The sequence below is a fragment of the Acidaminococcus hominis genome (assembly GCF_900291475.1).
GTDB lineage: Bacteria > Bacillota > Negativicutes > Acidaminococcales > Acidaminococcaceae > Acidaminococcus > Acidaminococcus hominis.
In genome coordinates, this window is sequence record NZ_OLMM01000005.1 from 283,604 (window position 1) to 307,713 (window position 24,110).

Genomic DNA, 24,110 nt, shown 5'->3' on the forward strand with positions numbered 1-24,110 from the left:
GGGGCGGTATTGCTGGAAGTTCCAGATTAAGGCAGCCTGCGCTGACGCTTGCCGTCAGGATAGGTCGCCGAACGGGGCTTTCCGGTCTTGCAGCAAAACAGAGGGCGTGTAACCAGTACACGCCCTCTTTCTATGGAATAAGGAGAAATTTGTATGAGTGAACCTATCATCATGGCCGGCCAGCCAGTGGCTGCCAAAATCCGCCGGGAACTCCAGGAAAAGTTCCAGGGCCGGAAGGTGACCCTGGCCACCTTTCTGGTGGGCAATGATGCGGCGGCCCAGGTTTATAAGCGCAGCCTGCTGAAAACCGCCGCCAGCCTGGGCATCCAAACCCGGGAGGTGGTGCTTCCCCAGGAAACCACCCAGGAAGAGGCCAACCGGGCCATGGACCAGCTGAGTGCGGACCCTTCCGTTACGGGAATCCTGCTGCTGGTTCCTCTGCCCCATCAGATTGACCGGATTGCCCTTTTGGCCCATATGGATCCGGATAAGGATATGGACTGCATCCATCCGCTGAACAGCGGCAATTTTTATGTGGGCACCAGTCCTTGGGCTCCTTGTACGCCCCGAGCCTGCATGGCCATTTTGGACTATTACCAGGTGCCCCTGGTAGGGAAAAATGTGGTTATGGTGGGCTACGGCAGTGTAGTGGGCCGGCCGCTTACCCTGATGCTTTTGGGAGAGCGGGCTACGGTAACCGTCTGCCGCTCCACTACCAAAAATCTGCCGGCCATTACCCGGCAGGCAGACGTGATTCTCTGCGCCGTGGGCAAACCCAACCTGATCACCGAAGACATGGTCAAGGACGGCGCTGTGATTGTGGACATCGGCATCAATTCCCTGGAGGGGAAACTGGTGGGAGATGTGCCGGAAGACGTAAAAAAGGCCAAGGCTTCCGCCTACACGCCGGTCCCCGGAGGGGTGGGCGTGGTCAGCAACCTGATGGTAATGGAAACCTTGACCCGCAATTTGTAAGTTTTTATTTTTGATCCTTGGCGGCCAGTTTGCCCAGGAATTTTTCCTTGTTGACCAGGAAGCGTTCGTGGGTGCCTTGGCCGATGGTGCCGTAATCATCGGAGACCGTAATCTTGAAGGTCAGCTTGCGGCCATCTACGCCCACCAGAACGGCTTTGGCGTTGACGGTTTTGCCTACCAGGGTAGCGGCATCGTGGGACAGGTTCACGCTGATGCCCACGCTGGTGGTAGCGTCGTCCAGGCAGGGATTGACGATTTCACAGGCGGCTTTTTCCATCAGGGCCAGCATGGCCGGGGTGGCATAAACATCCAGGGACCCGCTGCCCATGGCTTTAGCCGTGTTGGTGTGAAGAACGGTTTCGGAGGCTTCGCCTACAGAACCAATGCGAAATTCTTTCATACTCTCACTTCTTTCTGGAATTATTGTTGAACGAATTCATCTTACTCGCTTTCTGCCGGAAAGGCAAGGGCAGAAGGCAGACTGTTATATTTGCAATTGGAGGAGGACGCATGTTTTATTATCAGTTGATTGCCAGCCATCCTGCGGATCGGCCGGCTTTGCTTGACCAGGACCGGGTCATTACCTATGGTGAGCTGCGGGAGCAGGTGGACCGGTGGGCCGCCTTTTTACAGGAAGCCGGACTGAAAAAGGGGGAACGGGTGGGCCTGTTTTCCCGGAACTGTGCGGAATACGTAGCGGCCTATATGGCGGTAATCCGGGCTGGGGGCGTGATTGTTCCCATTAATTTCCAGCTGGTGCCCCGGGAAGTGGCCTACATGATCAAGGATGCGGAGATTCATCTGTTCCTGACCCAGGCCAAATTGGAACTGGACGGGCCGCTGGCAGAGCTGGGCTGCGCCCCGGTGCGGCAGCTGACCTTTGGGGAACTGGACGCTCCGGTAAGCGGCAGTTTGCAGGAGGTCCCCCGGACGGAGGACGACAACTGCACCATCATTTATACCTCCGGAACTACGGGCCGGCCCAAAGGGGCTATGCTCAGCCATAAGAATCTGGTAGCCAACGCCTGGGATTTCCAGGACGCCATCCATGCCCGGCCGGAAGATGTTATCCTCTGCCTGCTGCCCATGTACCACTGCTACGCCTGGAGCGTCTGCGTCAGCCTGAGCTTGCTTTTGGGGGCCCAGCTGGTGATCCAGGCCAACTACAATTTCAAGACTGCCATCCGGCTGGTACAGCGCCATGGGGTTACCCTGTTTACCGGGGTGCCTGCGGTGATGGAGCTGCTGCTGGAAGGGGCCGAGCCCTCCGAGCTTTCCACGGTACGGGAATTTATTTGCGGCGGAGCTTCCCTGGGCAAGGTATTGGGGCAGAAGTTTGCGGATAAGTTTGGCCATCCGGTGCTGGAAGGCTACGGCCTGTCCGAAGCGGCGCCTGTGGTGTCCGTAAACCGGCCGGGGAACGTGAAGTTTGGCTCCATTGGCCTGCCCCTGGTGGAAGAAGAAGTCCGCATCTTGAATCCCCAGGGCCGGGAAGTGCCCCAGGGCGAAGCCGGCGAAGTGGTGGTCCGGGGTCCCAACGTGATGCTGGGGTACCTGAACCGGCTGGAAGCCACCAAGGAAACCCTGGCGGGAGGCTGGCTCCACACAGGAGATGTGGGCTATGCCGATGAAGACGGGTTTATTTTCCTGGTGGACCGCCTAAAGGATATGATTATTTCTAGCGGGGAAAATGTCTACCCCCGGGAAGTGGAAGAAGCCATTACCCAATATCCCGGTATTCGGGAAGCCTCCGTGGTAGGCGTAGCCGACCGGCTTCGGGGCCAGGCCATTACGGCCTTTTTGGTGCTCCAGGAAGGGGCCCAGTGCAATCCCAAGGAGCTGCGCCGGTACCTGTTGGGGCGGATTGCCCCCTATAAGGTGCCCCGGGAATACTTTATCATCCAGGAATTGCCCAAAACCAGTTTGGGCAAAGTGCGGAAAAATATTCTGCGCCAGCAGGCAGAAGAAATTCTTCAGCAGCGGCGCATGTCCGGGAGGTCTTTATGAGAAAAATCCTGATTGGGCTCTGCATTCTGCTGACCTTTCTGCTGGGGGGCTGTGCCAAGGGTCATATTACCCTCCAGGTAACCCGGCTGGGAGCCGCAGATCTGACCTGCAAGCTGACGGCAGTGCCCATGCTGAAACCCACCGTGGATTCCTTCCAGGAGGATTTCCAAAAGGACGGCTATCATATTGAAACGGTCAAGGAAGGGGACTACAGCGGGTTCACGGCCCAAAAGCACTATAACCAGCTGAAGGACATCAAGGACTCCAAGGTACTGAAGACCTTTGACTTCAAGACCTGGGAAAACGCGGCCCAAACGGCGGTGGACCAAAATGGCCAAAAGCCCGACGCCCAAAAACAGGCTGGCAGCACGCCGGCTGCCCCGGCAGCCCCGGCACCGGACAAAGCGGAGAAAAAGCCCATTGTGACCTTGAAGGGCGGACTGCTGTTTGATACCATCAGCGTCCACACCGGCGTAAACATGGGCACCAATGAAAAACTGAAAAACAAGGACGCTCAGGCGGTACTGGAAAATGTCATGAAGCAGATTGACCTCCAGTTTACCCTGATTCTGCCCACCGGCGTGGACAGCACCAACGCACCCCAGGTCAGCGACGACAAACGGGTGCTTACCTGGAAGCTTCCTTTGGGGGAAGAAGTGCCCCTGGATGCTTCTGTTACCTACCTGAACCCGGTGAAGGCTGCGGGCTGGGTTATGGTGATTATTGTGTTAGGCGGCGTAGCCTTAGCCTACGTGCGGAAAATCCGCCGGCAGAAGGCCATGCGGGAATGGACGGCCCGGCAGGAAGCCAGCGCCAGGATCATCCCCCTGCCGGAAGATCAGGTTCAGACCTCCGCTCCTGACAAGAAGCTGGAACAGGAACTGAAGGCCAAGGCGGTGCCTGAAGAAGAAACCCCAGAGACGTCCCCAACGGAGGACAAGCCGGAGCATCCGGAGAAATCCTAAAGAAAATTTCCGTTTCCCTTTTGGGAAACGGTTTTTTCTCCAGGCTTTTTGACCAATCAGTCAATTTTTTGTACTTCAAGCAAGTTTTACTATTACACCAAGCTTGAATTTATGTTACAATAAAAATAGAGCTAGAATGGGAGGGAATTGTATGGCAGACGATTTTTTGAGACTGACCAAATTGAACATCTATGTTGGCGAGGATTTCTTTTACAAAGACAGACCCTTTTATAAAGCAATATTTGATATAGCCAATCAATACAAAATTGCCGGCTGTACTGTGTACCCGGGAACCCAGGGCTACGGCAGCCGCATCCGGGGCAAGGAACGGCGGCTGTTTATCAGTGTTTCCGAAGCCATCAACCTGCCGGTGATCATTACCATGATTGATACCAAGGAACAAATTGAACGGCTCTTCCCGTTCCTGAAGGAAAACCTGACCCATGGTGTGGCAACGGTGGAAGAAGTGGATATGCTGATGACGGACTTTGTGAAGAACGAATACGAAAAGTCCATTGCCAAGCGGCCGAATCCCGCTCCCCAAGGGTAATACAGAAAAACAAAAGAAATTCGCCGGGCATAGCCGTTTGGGGCTATGCCCTTTGTTGTGGCAGAAAGGAAGCATACCATGGGGAGAGTATTTTGCAAGATGAAATTTGACCGGGGTATGGGAATTGAGCTCCCTCACAGCTGGAATTTTGCCAATGCCCTGTACGGGTTTGGTGAAATGGGCGCGGAAGTAATTCCGTATCATTCCTTGGATGAGGTGTATGACCAGGTGGAACGGGAGGATATTGTCTTGGATTATATTGAGCAATGCCAGGAAATCTTCCAGAAATTTGGGATTCACCCTTATTTACCGGATTATCCAGAGCCGCTGCAGCCTTTTCTGGGAAGGAAAATCTGGTCCGATACCCTGAACCATATTGCCAGTGACGAGAAGCTGTGGCAGGCCGGGTACTTTGTAAAACCTGTGAAGGACAAAGCTTTTACCGGGAAAATTATCCAATCCCTGGCGGATTTGGAAGGCTGCGGACAGGAAAACGAAGACCTGGCGGTGCTGGTCAGTGAACCACTGGAACTGAAACAGGAGTGGCGTTGTTTTATCATCTATGACCAGTTGGTGGATGTGCGGCCCTATCAAATGGGCGAGGGCTATTTGTACCACTATGATCCGCAGCAGCTGCTGAAAATGCTGGCGGCTTTCCGTACCTGGCAAGATCGGCCGTGGGCTTGCAGCATGGATATTGGCGTAACTGGGGACGGGCGGACAGTCTTGGTGGAATGCAATGATGCCTATGCACTGGGCTGTTATGGCCTAAGGGCTCTGCCCTATGCCAAATTGATTTCCGCCCGGTGGAGCCAGCTTCTTGGTGTACCGGACGCCTATCACTTTACCTGCTGAAATAAAAAATAGGGGCTGTGAAAAAAATGAAACTTCCTCCGAGGCCCTTCAGGTCCCACATCCTTAGCGGTTCGCCGTGCTCCAGTCGTCACCTTTCAGGCTTGACTCCTGGACGGCTATCGCGTGGGCCTTATTGACCAAACAGCCACTTGCATAATTTGTCGGGCTGTTTGGATGCGGCCGCAAAGTGTTGTAGGGGCTGGCAGCCTGCAAGGCTGACAGAGGAAGTTTGTTAGGATACGGTTATAAAGAACAATAAAAACGACTTGCGAAGTCTTTTAAGCTCGCAAGCCGTTTTTTCTTTCAGGAGTATTATTTCACAGCCTCTTTTTTATCAGGCGTTTTGCGTTTCTTCCTGGGGACCCTCGGCGGGCAGGCGCACGGTAATGGTGGTGCCTTCGTTCAGCCGGCTGACCAGGCTGATTTGGCCCTGGTGCTGCTCCACAATGTGCTTGACGATGCTGAGTCCCAGGCCGCTGCCGCCGCTTTGCTTGGAACGGCTTTCTTCTACCCGGTAGAAGCGTTCAAAGACCCGCTCCTGAACGGCGTCGGGAATGCCGATGCCCGTATCCCGGACGGTAAGCTGGACCCAGGCTCCGTCCCGCTTCATAGAAACGTACACGTGGCCGCCGGGACGGTTGTATTTTACCCCGTTGTCAATCAGATTCATGGCCATTTCCCTTAGCAGGCTGCCGCTGCCCCGGACCTTGTCCTGGGTCAGCTGGCAGTGGACGGTCACCTGCTTTTCCTTGCAGAAGGGGTCCATAAAATCCACCACGGTCCGGATCAGGTCACCCAGGGGCACCGCTTCTTTCAGGGTACCGGCAGGGACTTCCTCAATCCGGGACAGGAAGATGATGCTGTTAATCATTTCCAGGAGCCTTTTGGCTTCCTGGCGGATCAGCTGGCCAAAGTGGGCAATGTCTTCTTTTTTCTGGTACATTCCCGCAGCCATCAGTTCTGCAAAGCCGCTGATGGAGGTCAGGGGAGTTTTCAGCTCATGGGTAACGTTGGCGGTAAAGTCCCGGCGCAGCTGCTCCCGTTCCCGGGCCTCCGTAATATCCCGGATAATCAGCAGCTGGGAGGCCCGCTCCCGGGGCGTCTCCAGGGGCCGCAGCAGCAGCCGGTACTGGTGGGCCTGGTGTTTCATCAGCCAGGTATGGGGTTCCCCGTCCTGGAGAATTTCCGGTTTGATGCGGGCGTCCTGGGGAAGCAGGGCCATGAGAAACTTGTCCGTCAGCTGTTCCCGGCCCGCAGTGGCCGAAGGGTTTCCGGCCAAAAGCAGCCGGCTGCCCCAGGCATTGACCCACTGGATCCGCAGCTGGTCGTCCAGCAGAAAGACGCCTTCTGTCAGATTATCGGTAATCAACCGCATGGTGTTGCGTTCTTCCTGAAGCTGGCGCATGCTTTGGTCCAGCTGGGCCCCCTGCTGGCGAATGGTGTTCAGGAAGGGCTTCAGTTCATCATAGGAATTTTGAAACAAGGTGTCAGGAAGCTGTTCCTGGCTGTTGCCAATCCGGGACAGGTACAGGGTGGCCTGGTCCAGGGGCTTGATTAAATCCTTGGTAAAATGGCGCACGGTAAACAGGCAAATGAGCATCAGTACGCCCAGGGCCAGCAGCCACCAGGGCAGCAGCAGCGCCAGGGGCCGGAACAGATCCTTTTGGGTCCAGGCTACCCGGAGCACACTGCCATCGGTAAGCCTTAGGGCGGAGTACAGGTTCAGCTGCCCCAGGGTGCTGGACTCCCGGGCATCGGTACCCCGGCCCTTTAGCAGGGCCCGGAGGATTTCCGGCCGTTCCTTGTGGTTATCCATGTCCGACGCATTTTTCATGGAATCGTACAGGACCCGGCCGTCTTCCGCCACCCAGGTAATCCGTAAATCCGGACTGGCTTTGCTGGTATGGTCCAGAAATTCCAGGGGGTTTTCCTGCCGGGTCAATTCCGAACCCAGCACGGAGGCTGTCTGTTCCAGGTAGTAGCCGGTTTCCTGCTTGGAGGTCTGCCAATAGGCAAAGGCGCAGACCAGGGCGGTAAGCAAGATGCAGACCACGCCTACCAGCAGCAGGTGAAGATAAATTCTTTTTTTCATGGGCAGTCAGGGCTCCTTTTCCGCTAAATTCGGTAGCCCACGCCCCGGACCGTTTGGATCACCTTGCCGGCGTCTCCTAATTTTTGCCGCAGGCTGCGGATGTGCATGTCGATGGTCCGGCTTTCCCCGGCGTAGGAGAAGGACCAGACGGCTTCCATAATCTGATCCCGGCTCAGGACAATGCCCGCATTGGCCATGAGATAGTGGAGCAGGTCAAATTCCTTAACCGTCAGGACGCAGGGCTGGCCCTTTACCAGTACCTGGTGCTTTTTCAGGTCCATGAGAATGTCCCCGCACACCAGGGTATCCTGGTCCTGGGGCAGGGAGCCGCCCCGGCGTAGAACAGCCTTGACTCGGCTGATCAGCTCCATAATTCCGAAGGGTTTGGTCATATAGTCGTCGGCGCCAGTATCCAGTCCTTTGACAATGTCGTATTCCCCGGTCCGGGCGGTGAGCATAATGACGGGCAGGGATTGGGTGGCTGGTTTTTCCCGAAGCTTTTTCAGGATTTCCAGGCCGCTTTCTTCCGGCAGCATAATGTCCAGCAGTACCAGATTGGGAATCTGTTTTTCCAGGGCTTTCCAAAAGGCAGCACCATCGGGAAAAGCCTGGGCTTCAAAGTTTTGGCTGGCCAGGGCATAGCGCACCAGCTCGCGGATATTTTCGTCATCTTCTACACAATAGATTAGGGCCATGGTTACCTCCTTTAGGGTGTTCCCTTCTATAGGCTTATTATACGATGAAGGGAAAGTTTGCAACAGGGCTGACAGGAGAAAGAATACTGTCTTTACACAAATATTACAAAAGTGCAAAAAATAAGCGAACAAATTTTCGTTAGCATCTTGAAATAAAACCATAGCCATATTATAATACAGAAAACGAACAAAAGTTCGAAAGGAAGGATAAACGATGAAAACGATATTTGGGCTGTTTTTGGCGGGATTATTCCTTTTGTCAGGTTTAATGGTGCTGGATTTGGACCGGGAGCCTGTGGTTTATCATAAAAAGCAGGTATTGGTCTACAGCGGGGATACCCTGTGGGGCATTGCCAGCCAGGCGGCGGGACCGGAAGAAGACGTCCGGGCGGTACTGGACCGGATTACCCAGGCCAATCACCTGGATCTGCACCAAGCCCTCCAGCCGGGGCAGGTACTGGTAGTTCCGGTACGGGCCGAAGCGGGAGAAAAGGGCCAGCTGGCCAGCCGGCCCTAAGGCAACCCGAGCCGGGGAAGCGGCACAGTTGAACTTTTATTCCTTTCATCCTGTCAAATATGATATACTAAAAGAAAAATCTCCTCCGGCGTTTATGGCAGCTGGAGCAGGGTAGGAGGGATATTCATGCTGGAAGATGCTGATAAAAAAGAACAGGATCAAAAAGTAGAAGAAACCGTAGAAGAGGCGGAAACCCGTCCCATGGATGAAACGGAAAGCCAGGAAGCAAGGGATGAGGCCCTGGAGCCGGTGGACATTCAGGCAGAGTCGGAACGGATTATCCGCTGGGGTGCAGCCCGGGCCAGCGTTATTGTGATGACGCCGTTTTTGGGATCCCTGGCCCTTATGGCCAACGAAGTGTATATGATTACCCGGCTCAGCGATTTGCGGGGGATTGAACTGGAAACGGGGGCCATTGCCGGCCTGATTGGTTCTCTGGGGGCTTCCTTTGTGGGACAGACCCTGTTCACCATTATTCCCTTCCCGCCCCTGCAGGTTCCCGCTGCCGTAGGCATCACCTACGCCGTGGGCAAGGCTGCCAACGCCTGGCTGGAAGCTGGCCGGCCTAAGGACCTGGCTGAATTCAAGGAAATGTTTGAAGAAGCCCGGAAAGAAGGGTCCCGCCGGTTCAAGGAATTTACGGAAAACCCCAACAAGAACATTCCCTTGGGAGATGAAACCAAGAAAGTTATGGAAAAGGCAGCGCCCCTGTTTGATACCGTGAAGGAAAAAGCGGACGCAGCAGCGGACAAGCTGGGAGAAGTGGCCGGCAATATGAACGGCATGGCAGAAAATATCACGGAAATGGCTGCTCCCTTTAAGGAAGCGGCAGAACGCTGGATTACGGCCCAGACCTGGGAACAGCTGCGCCGGGGTGAAGTGGTGGTGCCCTATACGGATTTGTCCGCGGGCCTGGCAGAAGCCATGAAGGACAGCGAATTTACCTTCAAGGACTGCTGCTACCATGGGGACAATCTGCTGGACATTACCGTGGAACACGAAAAGTACGGTACGGTAACGGCCCAGGTGGAAATTGAAGCCATGACCCTGAACAACACGGCCTCCTTTGCCCGGTTCCGAATCCACGACTTTGCGGTGGCCGACAACAAGCTGGGCGAACTGCTGGTACGGCTCCTGGGAACCCGGATCATCATGTCCCTGGTAAATGCCCTGTTCAACATGACCGTGGTGAACCGGGAAGACCTGATCTGCACCTTTAGCGGCCAGTCCCTGACTGTGGACTTTACGGAAGTGGTGAACAAGAGCAAGCTGGCCCAAACCAAGATCAAGAACTTCAACCTGTTCGACCTGGTACGTCTGACGGGCCTGGTACCGGAAGCCGATGGGCTGCACATCAAAACCCATTGGGGCCTGCAAAAATAATTGTATTGCCAATAAGATATCATGTATACAATTTTAGGAGGATGCTTGCATCCTCCTAATTTAATTTACAAAAACATGCGAATTCACTAACGATTAAATGTCAAATTGTGGATTTTTAGTGTCAAAAGGGTTATAATACAGTCGACAATACAATGCGAATTAAGGGAGTTCGCAGAAGGAGGTTTCACCATGATAAGCTTCTTTGTATGTTTGGCGATTTTGATTGCCGGATATTTCATTTATGGCGGCTATGTGGAAAGCTGTTTTCGGCCTCCCATTGACGACAGAAAGACTCCGGCCTATCGGCTGCAGGATGGTGTTGACTATGTTCCCATGGGCAATGGACGGGTGTTCCTGATCCAATTGCTGAATATCGCTGGCCTGGGCCCGATTTTCGGTGCTCTGGCAGGTGCTATGTGGGGCCCTGCAGTATTTCTGTGGATTACCTTCGGTACGGTTTTTGCCGGCGGTGTCCATGACTTTATTTCCGGCCTGTTGTCCGAACGGAACGACGGTGCCAGCATTTCCGAAATCGTAGGGAAATACCTGGGCGACATGATGAGAAGCGTAATGCGCGGTTTCTCTGTTGTGCTGCTGATTCTGGTGGGCGTTGCCTTCACCACGGGCCCTGCTGGTCTGCTGATGAAAATCACTCCCATGAGCTTCAATTTCTGGCTTGCTGTATTACTGCTCTATTATTTCTGTGCTACATTCCTTCCCATTGATAAAATCATCGGCAAGCTGTATCCTATTTTTGGCTTCTGCCTGATTTTCATGGCTTTGGGTGTTGGTACCATGCTGTTTGTGAAGGGTTATGCCATTCCGGAAATTACCCTGACCAATATGCACCCCAAAGGAACCCCCATTTGGCCCATCATGTTCATTACCGTAGCCTGCGGTGCCATTTCCGGTTTCCATTCCACCCAGTCCCCGCTGATGGCTCGCTGCATCAAGAGTGAACGGGATTGCCACAAGATTTTCTACGGCGCTATGGTTTGCGAAGGCATCATCGCCCTGGTATGGGCTGCTGCCGGCTGCTCCTTCTACCATGGTACTTCCGGCCTGTCCGCTGCTTTTGTTACCTACAAAGGCGCCGGCGGCGTTGTGTACGACATCTGCTCCGGCCTGATGGGACCTGTGGGTACCATCATTGCCATGATCGGCGTAATTGCCTGCCCTGTATCCTCTGCTGATACGGCATTCCGCAGTGCTCGTTACACCATCTGCGACTGGTTCAAGATTGACCAGCACACCATTGCCAGCCGTCTGAAACTCAGTATCCCCATTATCCTGGTAGGCGGGATCCTGACTCAGGTTAACGTAACCATCCTGTGGAGATATTTCTCCTGGACCAACCAAACCCTGGCCATGTTCGTTCTGTGGTCCGGCGGTATGTACCTGTATGCCAATAAAGGCAACTACTGGATTGCCATTATCCCGGCAACCTTCATGAGTGCCGTAAGCTGCACCTACATCCTGGTAGCCCAAGAAGGTCTGCAGCTGAGCACGACTGTTGCTTATCCTGCCGGCATTATCTTCGCTATCTTGGCCTTCTGCCTGTTCTGGAAACGCGCCAACAAGATTAAGAATGGCACCCTGGATCTGGCAGATAAACCTGTGGAAGGCTAAGGCTTTCTTAGAATTTAAGATTTATTCCCTTAAAGAGAACCCGGAAGCGGCCGCTTCCGGGTTTTCTTTAACCATTGGACAAATTTGGACTTTTGTCCAATGGGAGAGGAAGAAAAAACTGTACAAGAAAATATTGCAAATGATAATTATGCAAAAATAAAGGGTAAAAATACTAAATTCGTTACAGTTATCCGGCAAAAAGTGCATATAAAGCGTGAATATAAAATTTTTATTAATAATTATACATAAAGCAGTCTTTACTTGTATACAAAATGTGGTATACTAGGAAACATACTCGTGAACGCAGAAAAAAAGCGGGAGCAAAAAACTAGAACAAAAAAGGAACAGAGGGAGAAAATTCATGACAAATATGTACAATCCAGTTACGCCGGAACTGGTTCAGGCCCTGCAGGAAGTAGTGGGGGATAAATACGTAAAGACCGACGAAGAATATCTGCAGCAGTATCAGACGGATGAAGAGGGGAATCCCCATTTCTTCAAGAAGCCGGAAGTGGTAGTATTTCCTGGCTCCACGGAAGAGGTGGCTGCCATTGTGAAACTGGCCAACCAGTATAAGGTGCCCATTACGCCCCGGTCCGCCGGCAGCAACGTGGCCTGCGGGGCCATTCCCATTTACCATGGCATGGTGGTGGAACTGGAACGGATGAACCAGATCCTGACCCTGGATGCGGATAACCTGTACGCAGTGGTGCAAACCGGCGTCATTACCGGTCAGCTCCAGGCAGAAGCCAAGAAACATGGTCTCTTGTACGCTGGAGATCCTTCCAGCGCCGACAGCAGCCAGATTGGCGGCAACGTAGCCAACAATGCCGGGGGCAACAAGGCCGTCCGCTACGGCACCACCCGGAACCAGATCTACGCCCTGAAGGTAGTTACGCCCCTGGGGGATATTGTGGAAGTGGGCGCCCGGCTGAAGAAGTGCTCCACGGGGCTGTGCCTGGAGCAGCTGTTTGCCGGCAGCGAAGGGACCCTGGGCATCATTACGGAAATTACCGTAAAGCTTTGGCCCCTGCCTCCCTATAACTTCAATATGGTCTGCGTTTTTGATGACGATGCCAAAGCCTTTGCCCTGCCCAACAAGATCTTGAAGGCCGGCATTGAGCCTACCAGCCTGGAATTCATGGACAATGAAGCCCTGGTCATGACCTGCAAATATCTGGACAATATGGAAATGCCCCATGTAAATGAAGGCTGCAGCTACGTGATTGTCACCGTGGAAAGCTTTGACCAGGAAGAAAGCGACCGGAAAATGGAGCGCCTCTGTGAACTGGCTGAAGCAAACGGTTCCTTGGACGAATTTGAAGCAGATGACCGGATTTGGAAGGTCCGGAAGGAATTTGCCGAAGCCGCCCGGGACGTGGACAGAATGTTCCAGACCGAAGATTTCGTAGTGCCCCTGGACAAGATTGCGGAAATGACCGCCCAGATTCCGGAACTGCGGGAAAAATACAACCTGTACTGCGTGACCTGCGCCCATATCGGCGATGGGAATATCCACGTGCTGCCCCTGAACAAGGAAGGGCTGCCGCCGGAAGAATGGTTCAAGAAAATCAAGGCCTTTCATGCGGACCTGTTTCCCCGGGTATATGCCCTGGGCGGGAAGATGTCCGGCGAACACGGCATCGGCTACAAAAAACTGGAAGAATTTGCCCGCTGCACCCCGGAAGGGGAAGTGAAACTGATCAAGGCCATCAAGCACGCCCTGGATCCCAACAATATCATGAACCCGGGGAAACTGGTGGATATGAACGGCGATTTTATTGCCTGAAACCTGTAAAAAAAGACGCGTAAACTGCGGTTTACGTGTCTTTTTTTACGCTCTGGGGCCGGATGCCTTCCGCCTTGCTAAAAAATCCTGCAAGCAAGGGGGAATTGCTTTATAATAAAAGAGACTATCAGGTACGGAGGGGAAGAACCATGAAAAAATGGCTGGGACTACTGGTAATAGGACTGCTGGCAGGAGCGGGGCTTAGCGGAGTTGAAGTACGCCCCGCAGAAGCGGAAACGGCGCCCCGACTTCTGGCAGAAAACGCCCAACCCCAAATAGCCCAGCGGGCGGCTGGAGCTAAGGCAAAGCCGGACGCCCTGGCCGCGGGAAAGGGGAAAGGGGTCCCGGCGCAGCAACAGGCCCTGCCAAGCCCCAAGACTGCGGCGAAGGAGGCAGTCCTGTCTGCCGTAAAGGAGGCAGCGCTCCCGGAAAAGGGGGAAGACTACCGGGATCCCCGGAATGGGGTCAGCTTTACCCTGCCTCCTGGGTTTATCAGCCAGGGCACCTATGCCAAGAAAAATGGCAAGGGGGACCTTATGATGCGGGCCCTGGACGGGGACCGGATTTTTGTGTACACGGCCAATGGGGCCATGCTGTCCCAGGCTGGGAAAAAGGAAAACCAGCCCTTCCATACCCGGGATTCCATGCTGAAGCTGTCCCTGAAAACCTACCTCCAGGAAGCGGCAGAAAAAAAGCTGCCGGTGCTGGCAGCCAAGCTGGGAACCTTTGGCACCCAGCCAGGCTTCCATATTCGTCAGGAAGAAGAGGGCAAGCTGGCGGACCGGTACTTTTTTGCGGACCGCAAAAACCTGTATACCCTGAGCTTTCTCACTACGGCGGAGGAGAATCAGGCGCTCCAGCCGGCCATTGCCCAAATGCTGGATACCCTGAAGATTCCCACGCCCTATGAGCGGGTGACCATTCCGGGCAGCTCCCTGTCCTACGAAATCCCCTACGGGGGTGTGGATGAGCTGCAACTGAAGGAACCGGGAGACCCCCATATCCAAATGCAGATGCACGTAGATGATAAGCTGCTGACTGGGGTGATTTACCATCCCTTGCAGGAGGATTTGACCTACGCTGTGCTGCCGGAACGCTACGAGAATCTGGGAGAAGTGGACCGGAAAAACCTGTGCCGGGTGCTGACCCAGGGCCGGCAGGACCAGTGGGAAAGCCTGCACCCCGGGGTTCCGTTGGAAGAAAACACCACCTATTTTTCCCAAGCCGCAGGGCGAACCTGCCTGGTGGAAAAGACCCGGGGCGGCGGCGAAACCAGCCTGGGGTACCTGTTCCTGCTGGACGGAAAACTGCTGTCCCTGGACTACGTTGCCTTGGAAAATACCGATAATCAGGCCATCATCGACCACTCGGTCAACAGTTTACGCCTGGAGGGGGAGAGCGGCCGTCTGCAATAGGGCAATCAGGTCCTGCATGGCCTTGGTCAGGTACAGGGCCGGCCGGTGCGCCAGATACAGGGTACGGGTCAGGGACTGGGGTGCAAAATCGTAGAAATAGGCCGGTTGTTCCCGGTCCAGGGAAGGCAGGGCAATCCCTGGTACGAAAGTGAAACCCGCATTGTGGAGCACCAGTTTGTGGGCCAGCTCAATACTGTCTGTTTCTAAAATGACTTTGGGAGTAACCTGCCATTTTTCACAAAGTGCGTCGGCCATTTTCCGCATTCCCCGGCCGGGCTTTAGGAGAATCATGGGGGCGCCCTCCAAAAATCGCAAATCGCTGAGTACACCGGGTACGGTTCCCCGGTGTTTTTTGTTGGTCGGAAAGGAAGGGGGCGCTTCCAGGTAAATTTTGTCTGTAAGGATTTTGGTGTAGGCCAGTTCCGGCACATCGGTGAAATAGGTCAGGGCCAGTTCGATTTCTCCCCGCAGCAGGGCTGCGTCCAGCTTGCGGACCTGGGTTTCCGTCAGCAGCAGCTCCACCTTGGGGTATTTGGCCCGGAAGGTTTCCAAAATTTGGGGCAGCAGGTACTGGCCGGAAATGGCGGACAGCCCCAGGCGAATCTGGCCTTTTTGGGAATCCCGCATATCCTGGATTTCCCGGAGGGCTTCCTGGTGCCGTTCCAGCATGGCTTGGCAGCAGGTCAGGTACACCTGTCCGGCCTGGGTCAGGGTAACCCCGCTTTGCCGCCGGATGAACAGCTCTGCCCCGGCTTCTGTTTCCAGGTCCCGGATGACCCGGCTCAGGGCGGGCTGGGAAATGAACAGCTGCCGGGCGGCCGTGGTGATATTCCCTGTCTGGGCGGTTTTTACAAAGTACTCCAGCTGTTTTTCGTTAAACATGGTTCCTCCTTCATAGGGCTTTGTTTTGCAAGAAACATAACATAAATACTATGGTAATATGATTATAATGGAATTTTACATTATTGTATAGGGGCGGTATACTAAAACCAGAAAGCAAGAGAAACAGGAGGAAAGAGCATGGCACATGTAAAGATTTTGGTTCCCTACGGAGCTGTTGGTTTGAACTGTTCGGACGAGGCTTTTGCCAATGGCCTGGCTCTGCAGCCGGATATTATCTGCTGCGACGCCGGGTCCACGGATTCTGGCCCCTACTACCTGGGGACGGGCAAGGGCAAGTATATGACGGCGGCGGTAAAGCGGGATTTGCGCCGGATGGTAAAAGGAGCCCATGCCCTGGGTGTGCCCATGGCCATTGGGTCAGCCGGAACCTGCGGCAGCAACGCCGGGGTGGATGAAGCGGTCCGCCTGATCCAGGAAATCTGCCAGGAAGAAAATATCCATGGCAAGAAAATCGTGAAAATCTACACGGAACAGGAGCCGGCCAAAATGGCAGCCTATTACAAGGCGGGCAAGGTCCAGGCCCTGGCCGGGGCTCCGGAAATTACCGCGGAGACCTTTGGGGAATGCGACCACATTGTGGCGCTCTCTGGAGCCGAACCCTTCCAAAAAGCCCTGGAAATGGGGGCGGACATCATTGTCTGCGGCCGCTCCACGGATACGGCCATTATGGCGTTCTATCCGCTGCTGAAGGGCTGCCACGAAGCCAGCTGCTGGCACGCCGCCAAAATTGCGGAATGCGGCGGCCTGTGCACTTCGGCCGGGCTGCAGGGCTGCGCCTTCCTGGAACTGGATGACAAGGGCTTCACCGTCCGGGCCATTGCTCCTGGAGCCACGGTAACGCCCTACTCCGTTTCCGCCCATTTGCTGTATGAGAATGCGGATCCCATCCATCTTACGGAACCAGGAATCCAGATTGATGCTTCCCATACCACCTACACTGCTGTGGATGAAAAGACCGTGCGGGTGGAAGGCACGGTACTGACCCACAAGCCCTATACCATGAAACTGGAAGGCTCCGGCGCCGTGGGCTATCAGACCATTTCCCTGGTGGGTATCCGGGACCGGGAAATCCTGAAGGATCCCCTGCGCTTTGTGGAAGCCATCCGCCAGGAAGGTACCTCTAAGCTGACCTCCATGGGGGTGGCAGCAGCGTCCTACCACATTAACCTGAAACCCTATGGCTATAACGCCGTATCCGGCCAGCCGGTAAAGGAAGGCTATGTGCCGGAAGAAATTGGCCTTTTGCTGACGGTAACGGCGGATACCCAGGAACTTGCCACCCAGGTGGCCAAGGCCTTTAACCCGCTCCTGCTCCACTACAACCTGTTCCCGGAGCGGCAGATGCCTTCCTTTGGCTTTGCCTTCTCCCCGGCAGAAATAGAGCGGGGCAAGATTTACGAATTTAAGCTGTACCACACGGTTTCCCTGGAGGACCCGCTGGAATTGGTCACCTTCCAGGAAACTGAGGCATAAAGGAGGATTCTATGGCTACTCTTGGAGAAACAGTAAGATATTTAAGAAGCAAAAATGCCGGCCCTTTCTGGCTGACCGTGGATGCCTTCTGCTGCAGCAAGGAGGATACGGACCGGGTGGCAGATTGCTTTACCCGGAATCGGGAAACCATTGCCAAGATGTTTGCGGTAACCCCGGACCTAATCAAAATTTTTGCCCTGCCGGAGATTCAGGTGGTGAAATTGAGTTTTCCCCGCCGGCCGGTGGAAGGTTCCCGGGATGAACGGGATATGCACGGCGGCCAGCAGTATGTAAGCCTATTGGATTTGGAAGTCTAAACAACTAGTGATAAAAAACGGGAGTTTCTATAAAAACTTCCGTTTTTTTGTGCCTTCAAAAAGAATTTTCCCATTGGCGAGGAATTGCCGTATAATGGAAATATGATATGCAAGCAAGGTATCTGAAAAATATGCTACGGGAGGCGCTGGTATGGAGCAGGAACAACTGCAAAAGAATATTGAAACGGCGGCGGATTGGGTGAGCCAATCCCATAACATTGTGTTTTTTGGAGGCGCCGGAGTTTCCACGGAAAGCGGTATTCCGGATTTCCGCAGTGTGGATGGACTGTACAACCAGAAATATGCCTATCCTCCAGAAACCATTTTGAGCCATACTTTTTTTCAGGAACATACAGAGGAATTTTATCGGTTTTACCAGGATAAGATGCTGGCCCTGGAGGCCAAACCCAATGCAGCCCACCTGAAGCTGGCCCAGTGGGAGAAAAACGGGCGGCTCAAGGCTGTGATTACCCAAAATATCGATGGTCTGCACCAGGCAGCGGGCAGCCAAAATGTGCTGGAACTTCACGGCAGTGTCCACCGGAACTACTGTACCAAATGCGGCAAATTCTTTGATGCCCACTATATGAAGGCGGCCCAGGGAGTGCCTTACTGTGATGCCTGCGGCGGGCTAATCAAGCCGGATGTGGTGCTCTACGAGGAAGGACTGGATATGGACGTGCTGGAAAAGGCTGTGGCCTATATTGCCCAGGCAGACGTCCTGATTGTAGGCGGTACCTCGCTGGTGGTGTATCCGGCAGCTGGGCTGATCCGCTATTACAAGGGGCATAAGCTGATCCTGATCAACAAAGGCAGTACGTCCTACGACAGTACGGCCAACCTGATTATTCCCGCCAGCATTGGGAAAGTCCTGTCCGCACTGCCGGAATAGGTGATTTTTCCTAGGCTTTTGTGCTATAATGGGAGAAATGACGCAATTATTTTGGGGGTATAACTATGCTAGATTTGAAATTTGTTCGGGAAAATACGGACAAAGTACTTCAAGCCATCAAAAATCGTCAATCGAAGATGGACTTGGACGAATTCAAACAATTGGATCAAGAGCGCAGAGACCTGCTGCAGGAAGTAGAAGCTGACAAGAGCCAGCGGAATACGGTCAGCGCCCAGATCAGCCAAATGAAGAAAAACGGAGAAGATGCTACGGAGAAAATCCTGGCCATGCGCGCTTTGGGTGACAAAATCTCCGAAGGCGATAAAAAGCTGAAGGATGTGGAATCCCGTCTGCACGCCATTATGCTGACCATTCCCAATATGCCTGCAGCAGATGTTCCGGTAGGCAAGGACGATAGTGAAAACCCCGAAGTGCGGAAATGGGGCGAACTGCCGAAATACGATTTTGAACCGAAAAACCACTGGGAAATTGGCGAAAACCTGGGCATCCTGGATGCTGAACGGGCTGCCAAGGTTTCCGGTGCCCGGTTCTATTACTATATGGGTGCCGGTGCCCATCTGGAACGTGCGGTCTACAACTTCATGCTGGACCAGCATACCCAGAAGGACGGCTATACGGAAGTGATTCCTCCGTACATTGTCAGCGCCGCTACCATGACGGGTACGGGCCAACTGCCGAAATTCAAGGAAGATATGTACAAGGTGGAAAACCAGGATATGTACCTGATTCCTACCGCCGAAGTACCTTTGACCAACTACTACCGGGACGAAATCATTGATGGGTCCAAGCTTCCCATCTACGTAACGGCACTGACCCCCTGCTTCCGGGCTGAAGCCGGTTCTGCCGGCCGGGATACCCGGGGCCTGATTCGTCAGCACCAGTTCCACAAGGTAGAAATGGTGAAATATACCACTCCGGAAAGCAGCTATGACGAGCTGGAAAAACTCACCAATGATGCTGAGCGGATCCTCCAAGCCCTGAAACTGCCGTACCATGTGGTTTGCCTGTGCACCGGCGATCTGGGCTTCTCCGCTGCCAAGACCTACGATATTGAAGTTTGGTTCCCTGCCCAGGGCAAATACCGGGAAATCTCTTCCTGCTCCAACACGGAAGACTTCCAGGCCAGACGAGCCAATATCCGCTTCCGTCGGGACAGCAAGTCCAAACCGGAATACGTACATACCCTGAACGGCTCCGGGCTGGCAGTAGGCCGTACCGTAGCTGCCATTTTGGAAAACTACCAGCAGGCCGATGGTTCTGTGGTGGTGCCGGAAGTGCTGCGTCCGTACATGGGCTGCGACGTCATTAAGGGTATCTGAGCAAAAATTTTCTAATTGGATAAATATACAGCGTCTGCCTTCCGGGGCAGGCGCTGTTTTTTCTTCTAGGGGAGGTAGGACGCCCTCGGAGTTCTTCTTATGCGCTATTTCGAGGAATTTACGCATTTAAGGGTATTAAGTGACTTAAAAATGAACTATGCATATTTTTCGTGAAACTCCTTTAAAGTCCTCAAAACTCCTTTGTTTTCCTCAATTTTCCTCTTGTACTTTCCCTGATTTGCTGTATAATGATAACGAAATTTGCACAGGCCCTGCTGGGCCAAAGGGGGATGTTACATGAACGAACAAAGTTTTTTCCAATTGTCCCAAGAAGCCGTAACCAGTCTGGCAGAACGTTTTGAGACTCCGCTGCTGGTGCTTTCCCTGGACCAGGTGGAGAAAAACTATGATCTGCTGCAGGCTCATATTCCGCAGCTAAAAATTCATTATGCCATGAAAGCCAATCCGGATCTGCGGATCCTGGAATTGCTGATCAATAAAGGCTCCAGTTTTGACGTAGCTAGTGACGGGGAAATCCGCACCCTTTCCCAATTGGGCGTGGCCGGGGACCGGATGATCTACGCCAACCCCATTAAGATTGATGCCGGTTTTAAGGCCTGTGCCGATGCCGGTGTAACCCATATGACCTTTGACAGTGAATCGGAAATCCAAAAGATTGCCCAGCATTGCCCGGGAGCCACGGTTCTCCTGCGGCTGCGCATCGATAACCCCAAGGCCCATGTGGACCTGAACAAGAAATTTGGCGCACCCCTGGAAAAGGCGCTGGACCTGATGCTGAAGGCCCAGGCTGCGGGCCTGGATATGGCCGGGGTGGCCTTCCATGTGGGCAGCCAGACGGTGGTGGCGGATCCCTATCTGCTGGCCCTGGATATTACCAAAAAACTCATGCAGCAGGCCCGGGCCAAGGGTCTTACCATGCGCATTTTGGATATTGGCGGAGGTATGCCCATTCCGGAAACCGGCGTCCACTACAACCTGTCCGCTCTGCTGGACCAGATAGCAGCCCGGCTAAATGAAGACTTCTCCGACCTGGAAATCTGGGCCGAACCGGGCCGGTACCTGTGCGGTACGGCCATGAACCTGATTACCCGGGTTATCGGCGTCAATGAACGCAATGGCCAGACCTGGTATTTCCTGGACGACGGCATTTACGGCACGTTTTCCGGGGTAATCTTTGACCAATGGGATTTCAAACTGATCAGCTTCAAAAACAGCGGAAAAAAGATTCCGGCTACTTTTGCCGGCCCCAGCTGTGACTCCCTGGATATTATGTTCCGGGGAAAGCTGACGGAACCCCTGGAAGTGGGGGATCTGCTGCTGGTGCCGGTATGCGGGGCGTATACTTCTGCTTCCGCCACCACCTTCAATGGCTTTAAGAAAGCCCGGATTGTGGTCTGGGAAGAAGTCCAGGCGGAGCTGGGCCTGGAAAAAATGCAGCTGGCGGTATAAGCTTTCCCCTAGAGCCCTTTTTGCCGAAGTATCCGGCAGAAAGGGCTTTTTGTTTTCGGGTTTCTTTTGAGGCTTTGCCATTCTTGTGTTACAATAGTAGCATCTGTATCGGAGATCAATCATAACAGATAGAAATAAGGAGAGATGATTCATGAGTTCTACCAATTTGGAAATGGGTATTGTAGGGTTGCCCAACGTAGGAAAAAGTACACTATTCAATGCCATTACCAAGGCAGGTGCTGAAGCAGCCAACTACCCGTTCTGTACCATAGAGCCCAACGTAGGGGTGGTGGACGTACCGGATGCGCGCCTGAAGGTGCTCAGCGAGATGTTCCATTCCAAGAAGATTGTGCCTGCCGGCATGCGTTTTGTGGATATTGCCGGGCTGGTGAAAGGTGCATCCAAGGGAGAAGGCCTGGGCAACAAGTTCCTGTCCCACATCCGGCAGACGGACGCCATTGCTGAAGTGGTGCGCTGCTTTGAAGACGGAAACATTACCCACGTGGAAGGTTCCATTGACCCGGTCCGGGACGTGGAAATCATCAATACGGAGCTGTGCCTGGCGGACCTGGATTCCGTGGACAAGCAATTGGTGAAGGTTCAGAAGCTGATGAAATCCGGGGACAAGAAAGCCGCTGCCCGGGCAGAAGTGCTGAAAAAGATTTCTGCCGGCCTGGGCGACGCCGTGCCTGCCCGCCGGATGGAACTCACCGAGGACGAAAAGGACGCGGTAAAGGAACTGGATCTTTTGACCCTGAAGCCCATTCTGTACGTAGCCAATGTGTCCGAGGAAGAAGCGGCTGATGCTTCCGGCAATCCCTATGTGAAAGCCCTGGAAGATTATGCGGCCCAGGAACATGCCCAGGTTATCGTGATTTCTGCCAAGGTGGAAGAAGAAATTGCCGAACTGCCGGAAGCGGAAGCCAAGGAATACCTGGAAATGGAAGGGCTGACGGAAGCAGGTCTGGACCGGCTGATCAAAGCCGGCTTTAAGCTGCTGGGCTTACAGACTTTCCTTACCGCCGGGGAAATGGAATCCCGGGCCTGGACCATTGTCCAGGGCTCTACCGCTCCCCAGGCTGCTGGTAAGATTCATTCCGATTTTGAAAAAGGGTTTATTCGGGCGGAAATCGTCTCCTACGAGGATCTGGTTAAATGCGGTTCCAAACAGGCTGCCAAGGAAAAAGGCCTGGTACGGCTGGAAGGCAAGGACTACATCATGCAGGATGGGGACGTGGTGGAATTCCGCTTTAACGTATAAGGGAGATGACAACCATGCTGTATGATACCCATACCCATGCCGACTATTCCTGTGATGCAGAGATGACCCTGCCCCAGGCCATCGAACGGGCCAAGGCGTTAAATATCGGGCTCATTCTGACGGAGCACTGGGACCGGTATTACCCCACCAATCCGGAAATGTTCCTGTTCGATATTGACGATTATTTCCGGAAGAATACCCCCTACCGGACGGAACAGATTTTGCTGGGCATCGAAGTGGGCCTTCAGCCCCAGGCCATTGAGGAAGACCGGAAAATGACCGCCGCCCATCCCTTTGACGAGGTGGTGGGGTCCATGCACTGCTTTTTGGGGAAGGATATGTACGAACCTTCCACCTATGAGGGAATGACCAAGGAGCAGGCCGTCCGGGATTATCTGGAAGACTCCGTGCGCTGCCTAGAGCTGCACCCGGATTTTGATTCCTACGGCCATTTGGACTATATCTGCCGGTATATGCCCTACCCGGATCCCAATCTGTATTACAAGGACAATCCGGAGCTGTGGGATAAGGTTTTCACCCTGCTGATTGAGCAGGACAAGGCCCTGGAAATCAACACCCGGCGTCTGGGCAACCCCCAGGTGATTCCGCCCTTGCAGGAGCTGTACAACCGGTTTGCCCAGCTGGGGGGCCGCTACGCTACCTTGGGCAGCGATGCCCATTATCCGGAGCACGTAGGCCGGGATTTGGCGGTGGGCAAGGCCATTGCCGATGCGGCAGGTTTGCAGCTGGTATACTACAAAGAACGGAAACGGCAGCTTTGCCAAGAATAAAAGCAGCAGGGGCCTTCGGGTCCCTGTTTTTTTCTGCCATTTTTGGCTGCTGCCATACAATTGTCACGGCTCCTTGCTTGTTTTACGGGGCCTAGCCTGATATAATACACTAGTATCATCCTGTTTAAAAGGTGGGGAAGTGTATGGGCCGTATGCGGCTGGGAATTTTTGGCGGGACCTTTGACCCGATCCATAAGGGACATCTGGCAATTGCTGAAGCCATGCAGCAGCAGCTGAAGCTGGACCGAATCCTGTTTATCCCGGATTACCTGCCGCCCCACAAATTGCAGCAGCAGTGTTCCCCTTCGCCGGATCGCCTGGCCATGACCCTATTAGGGATTCAGGGGCATCCGCTTTTTACGGTTTCGGACCGGGAGCTGCGCCGGCGGGGCGTTTCCTATACGGTGGACACCCTGCACCAGCTGTACCGCCGTTACCATAGGTATTATGACCTGTACTTTCTCATTGGGGCGGATTCCGCCGAACAGCTGCCTACCTGGCACCGGATTCGGGAGGCCATGCGCTGCAGCATTTTTGCGGCAGCGGCCCGGCCTGGTTTTGCCCCTTACAAGGAAAAGGTGACGAGAGCGCTGGCCCGGCAGGGCCTTACCCGGCTTGTGTGGGTGGATACGCCGGAAATCGATATTTCTTCAACCCAGATCCGCCAGCGGGTCCGGGCAGGACAAGCCATTGGGGACCTGGTTCCCCAGGCAGTAGCCGATTACATCAGACAAAGAGAGCTCTACCAGGGGTAGGGGTCTCTGTCTTTCTTTATAAGGAAGTGAGGGCAA

The 24,110-nt window shown here is 54.0% G+C and carries 23 protein-coding genes; 19 read left to right on the forward strand and 4 right to left on the reverse strand.

The window, feature by feature from the left end:
- Positions 1–153: 153 nt before the first annotated feature.
- Positions 154–975 carry a bifunctional 5,10-methylenetetrahydrofolate dehydrogenase/5,10-methenyltetrahydrofolate cyclohydrolase gene (locus C7E10_RS07710; protein WP_105326747.1) on the forward strand — a complete coding sequence of 274 codons (822 nt, stop codon included), beginning with the start codon at positions 154–156 and terminating at the stop codon, positions 973–975.
- A 4-nt stretch (positions 976–979) separates the two neighbouring features.
- Here C7E10_RS07710 and C7E10_RS07715 read toward each other — a convergent pair whose 3' ends face one another.
- Complete coding sequence (locus C7E10_RS07715) at positions 980–1,375, reverse strand: thioesterase family protein (RefSeq protein WP_105326748.1); 396 nt, start codon at positions 1,373–1,375, stop codon at positions 980–982.
- A gap of 110 nt (positions 1,376–1,485) precedes the next feature.
- Between C7E10_RS07715 and C7E10_RS07720 the strand changes: the two genes are divergently transcribed.
- The 4 genes from C7E10_RS07720 (at position 1,486) to C7E10_RS07735 (ending at position 5,352) form a co-directional block, all read left to right on the forward strand.
- Complete coding sequence (locus C7E10_RS07720) at positions 1,486–2,982, forward strand: class I adenylate-forming enzyme family protein (RefSeq protein ID WP_105326749.1); 1,497 nt, start codon at positions 1,486–1,488, stop codon at positions 2,980–2,982.
- Complete coding sequence (locus C7E10_RS07725; protein ID WP_199614405.1) at positions 2,979–3,947, forward strand: hypothetical protein; 969 nt, start codon at positions 2,979–2,981, stop codon at positions 3,945–3,947. The genes C7E10_RS07720 and C7E10_RS07725 overlap by 4 nt, the downstream gene beginning before the upstream one ends.
- A gap of 151 nt (positions 3,948–4,098) precedes the next feature.
- Positions 4,099–4,497: a DUF190 domain-containing protein gene (locus C7E10_RS07730; protein ID WP_105326750.1), complete on the forward strand. Its 399-nt coding sequence runs from the start codon at positions 4,099–4,101 to the stop codon at positions 4,495–4,497.
- Between the two features lie 78 nt (positions 4,498–4,575).
- Positions 4,576–5,352 carry an ATP-grasp domain-containing protein gene (locus C7E10_RS07735; RefSeq protein ID WP_105326751.1) on the forward strand — a complete coding sequence of 259 codons (777 nt, stop codon included), beginning with the start codon at positions 4,576–4,578 and terminating at the stop codon, positions 5,350–5,352.
- A gap of 334 nt (positions 5,353–5,686) precedes the next feature.
- Here C7E10_RS07735 and C7E10_RS07740 read toward each other — a convergent pair whose 3' ends face one another.
- Complete coding sequence (locus C7E10_RS07740) at positions 5,687–7,444, reverse strand: sensor histidine kinase (RefSeq protein WP_105326752.1); 1,758 nt, start codon at positions 7,442–7,444, stop codon at positions 5,687–5,689.
- Between the two features lie 23 nt (positions 7,445–7,467).
- Complete coding sequence (locus tag C7E10_RS07745; RefSeq protein ID WP_105326753.1) at positions 7,468–8,139, reverse strand: response regulator transcription factor; 672 nt, start codon at positions 8,137–8,139, stop codon at positions 7,468–7,470.
- A gap of 214 nt (positions 8,140–8,353) precedes the next feature.
- Here C7E10_RS07745 and C7E10_RS07750 point away from each other — a divergent pair, with 214 nt between their 5' ends.
- From C7E10_RS07750 to C7E10_RS07775, 6 genes are all read left to right on the forward strand, one after another.
- Positions 8,354–8,656, forward strand: a complete 303-nt coding sequence (locus C7E10_RS07750; RefSeq protein ID WP_199614407.1) for a LysM peptidoglycan-binding domain-containing protein — start codon at positions 8,354–8,356, stop codon at positions 8,654–8,656.
- A gap of 126 nt (positions 8,657–8,782) precedes the next feature.
- Positions 8,783–10,039 (forward strand): hypothetical protein, encoded by a 1,257-nt coding sequence (locus tag C7E10_RS07755; protein ID WP_105326754.1) that lies wholly within the window; start codon positions 8,783–8,785, stop codon positions 10,037–10,039.
- A gap of 189 nt (positions 10,040–10,228) precedes the next feature.
- Positions 10,229–11,668 carry a carbon starvation CstA family protein gene (locus C7E10_RS07760; protein ID WP_105326755.1) on the forward strand — a complete coding sequence of 480 codons (1,440 nt, stop codon included), beginning with the start codon at positions 10,229–10,231 and terminating at the stop codon, positions 11,666–11,668.
- A gap of 99 nt (positions 11,669–11,767) precedes the next feature.
- Complete coding sequence (locus C7E10_RS12315) at positions 11,768–11,917, forward strand: hypothetical protein (protein ID WP_231085773.1); 150 nt, start codon at positions 11,768–11,770, stop codon at positions 11,915–11,917.
- 112 nt (positions 11,918–12,029) lie between these two features.
- Positions 12,030–13,457, forward strand: coding sequence for an FAD-binding oxidoreductase (locus C7E10_RS07770; RefSeq protein WP_105326757.1), 1,428 nt, complete (start codon positions 12,030–12,032; stop codon positions 13,455–13,457).
- 149 nt (positions 13,458–13,606) lie between these two features.
- Positions 13,607–14,872, forward strand: a complete 1,266-nt coding sequence (locus C7E10_RS07775; protein WP_105326758.1) for a hypothetical protein — start codon at positions 13,607–13,609, stop codon at positions 14,870–14,872.
- Here the strand turns inward: C7E10_RS07775 and C7E10_RS07780 are convergent.
- Positions 14,837–15,754 carry a LysR substrate-binding domain-containing protein gene (locus C7E10_RS07780; RefSeq protein ID WP_105326759.1) on the reverse strand — a complete coding sequence of 306 codons (918 nt, stop codon included), beginning with the start codon at positions 15,752–15,754 and terminating at the stop codon, positions 14,837–14,839. The two genes, C7E10_RS07775 and C7E10_RS07780, sit on opposite strands and share 36 nt — an antisense overlap.
- Before the next feature lie 138 nt (positions 15,755–15,892).
- Here C7E10_RS07780 and C7E10_RS07785 point away from each other — a divergent pair, with 138 nt between their 5' ends.
- The 8 genes from C7E10_RS07785 (at position 15,893) to nadD (ending at position 24,074) form a co-directional block, all read left to right on the forward strand.
- Positions 15,893–17,248, forward strand: a complete 1,356-nt coding sequence (locus C7E10_RS07785) for an acyclic terpene utilization AtuA family protein (RefSeq protein ID WP_105326760.1) — start codon at positions 15,893–15,895, stop codon at positions 17,246–17,248.
- Between the two features lie 11 nt (positions 17,249–17,259).
- Positions 17,260–17,565 carry a DUF4387 family protein gene (locus tag C7E10_RS07790; protein WP_105326761.1) on the forward strand — a complete coding sequence of 102 codons (306 nt, stop codon included), beginning with the start codon at positions 17,260–17,262 and terminating at the stop codon, positions 17,563–17,565.
- Between the two features lie 151 nt (positions 17,566–17,716).
- The gene (locus C7E10_RS07795) at positions 17,717–18,457 is read left to right on the forward strand and encodes an NAD-dependent protein deacylase (protein ID WP_105326762.1); all 741 of its coding nucleotides are present in this window, start codon (positions 17,717–17,719) and stop codon (positions 18,455–18,457) included.
- A gap of 65 nt (positions 18,458–18,522) precedes the next feature.
- Positions 18,523–19,797 (forward strand): serine--tRNA ligase, encoded by a 1,275-nt coding sequence (serS, locus tag C7E10_RS07800; RefSeq protein ID WP_105326763.1) that lies wholly within the window; start codon positions 18,523–18,525, stop codon positions 19,795–19,797.
- A 297-nt stretch (positions 19,798–20,094) separates the two neighbouring features.
- On the forward strand, positions 20,095–21,267 hold the full coding sequence (locus tag C7E10_RS07805) for a type III PLP-dependent enzyme (RefSeq protein ID WP_105326764.1): 1,173 nt from the start codon (positions 20,095–20,097) through the stop codon (positions 21,265–21,267).
- A gap of 151 nt (positions 21,268–21,418) precedes the next feature.
- Positions 21,419–22,528 carry a redox-regulated ATPase YchF gene (gene ychF / locus C7E10_RS07810; RefSeq protein ID WP_105326765.1) on the forward strand — a complete coding sequence of 370 codons (1,110 nt, stop codon included), beginning with the start codon at positions 21,419–21,421 and terminating at the stop codon, positions 22,526–22,528.
- A gap of 14 nt (positions 22,529–22,542) precedes the next feature.
- The gene (locus tag C7E10_RS07815) at positions 22,543–23,319 is read left to right on the forward strand and encodes a histidinol-phosphatase HisJ family protein (RefSeq protein ID WP_105326766.1); all 777 of its coding nucleotides are present in this window, start codon (positions 22,543–22,545) and stop codon (positions 23,317–23,319) included.
- A 143-nt stretch (positions 23,320–23,462) separates the two neighbouring features.
- Entirely contained in the window at positions 23,463–24,074 is a 612-nt protein-coding gene (nadD, locus tag C7E10_RS07820) for a nicotinate-nucleotide adenylyltransferase (RefSeq protein WP_105326767.1), read from the forward strand.
- Positions 24,075–24,110: the final 36 nt, after the last annotated feature.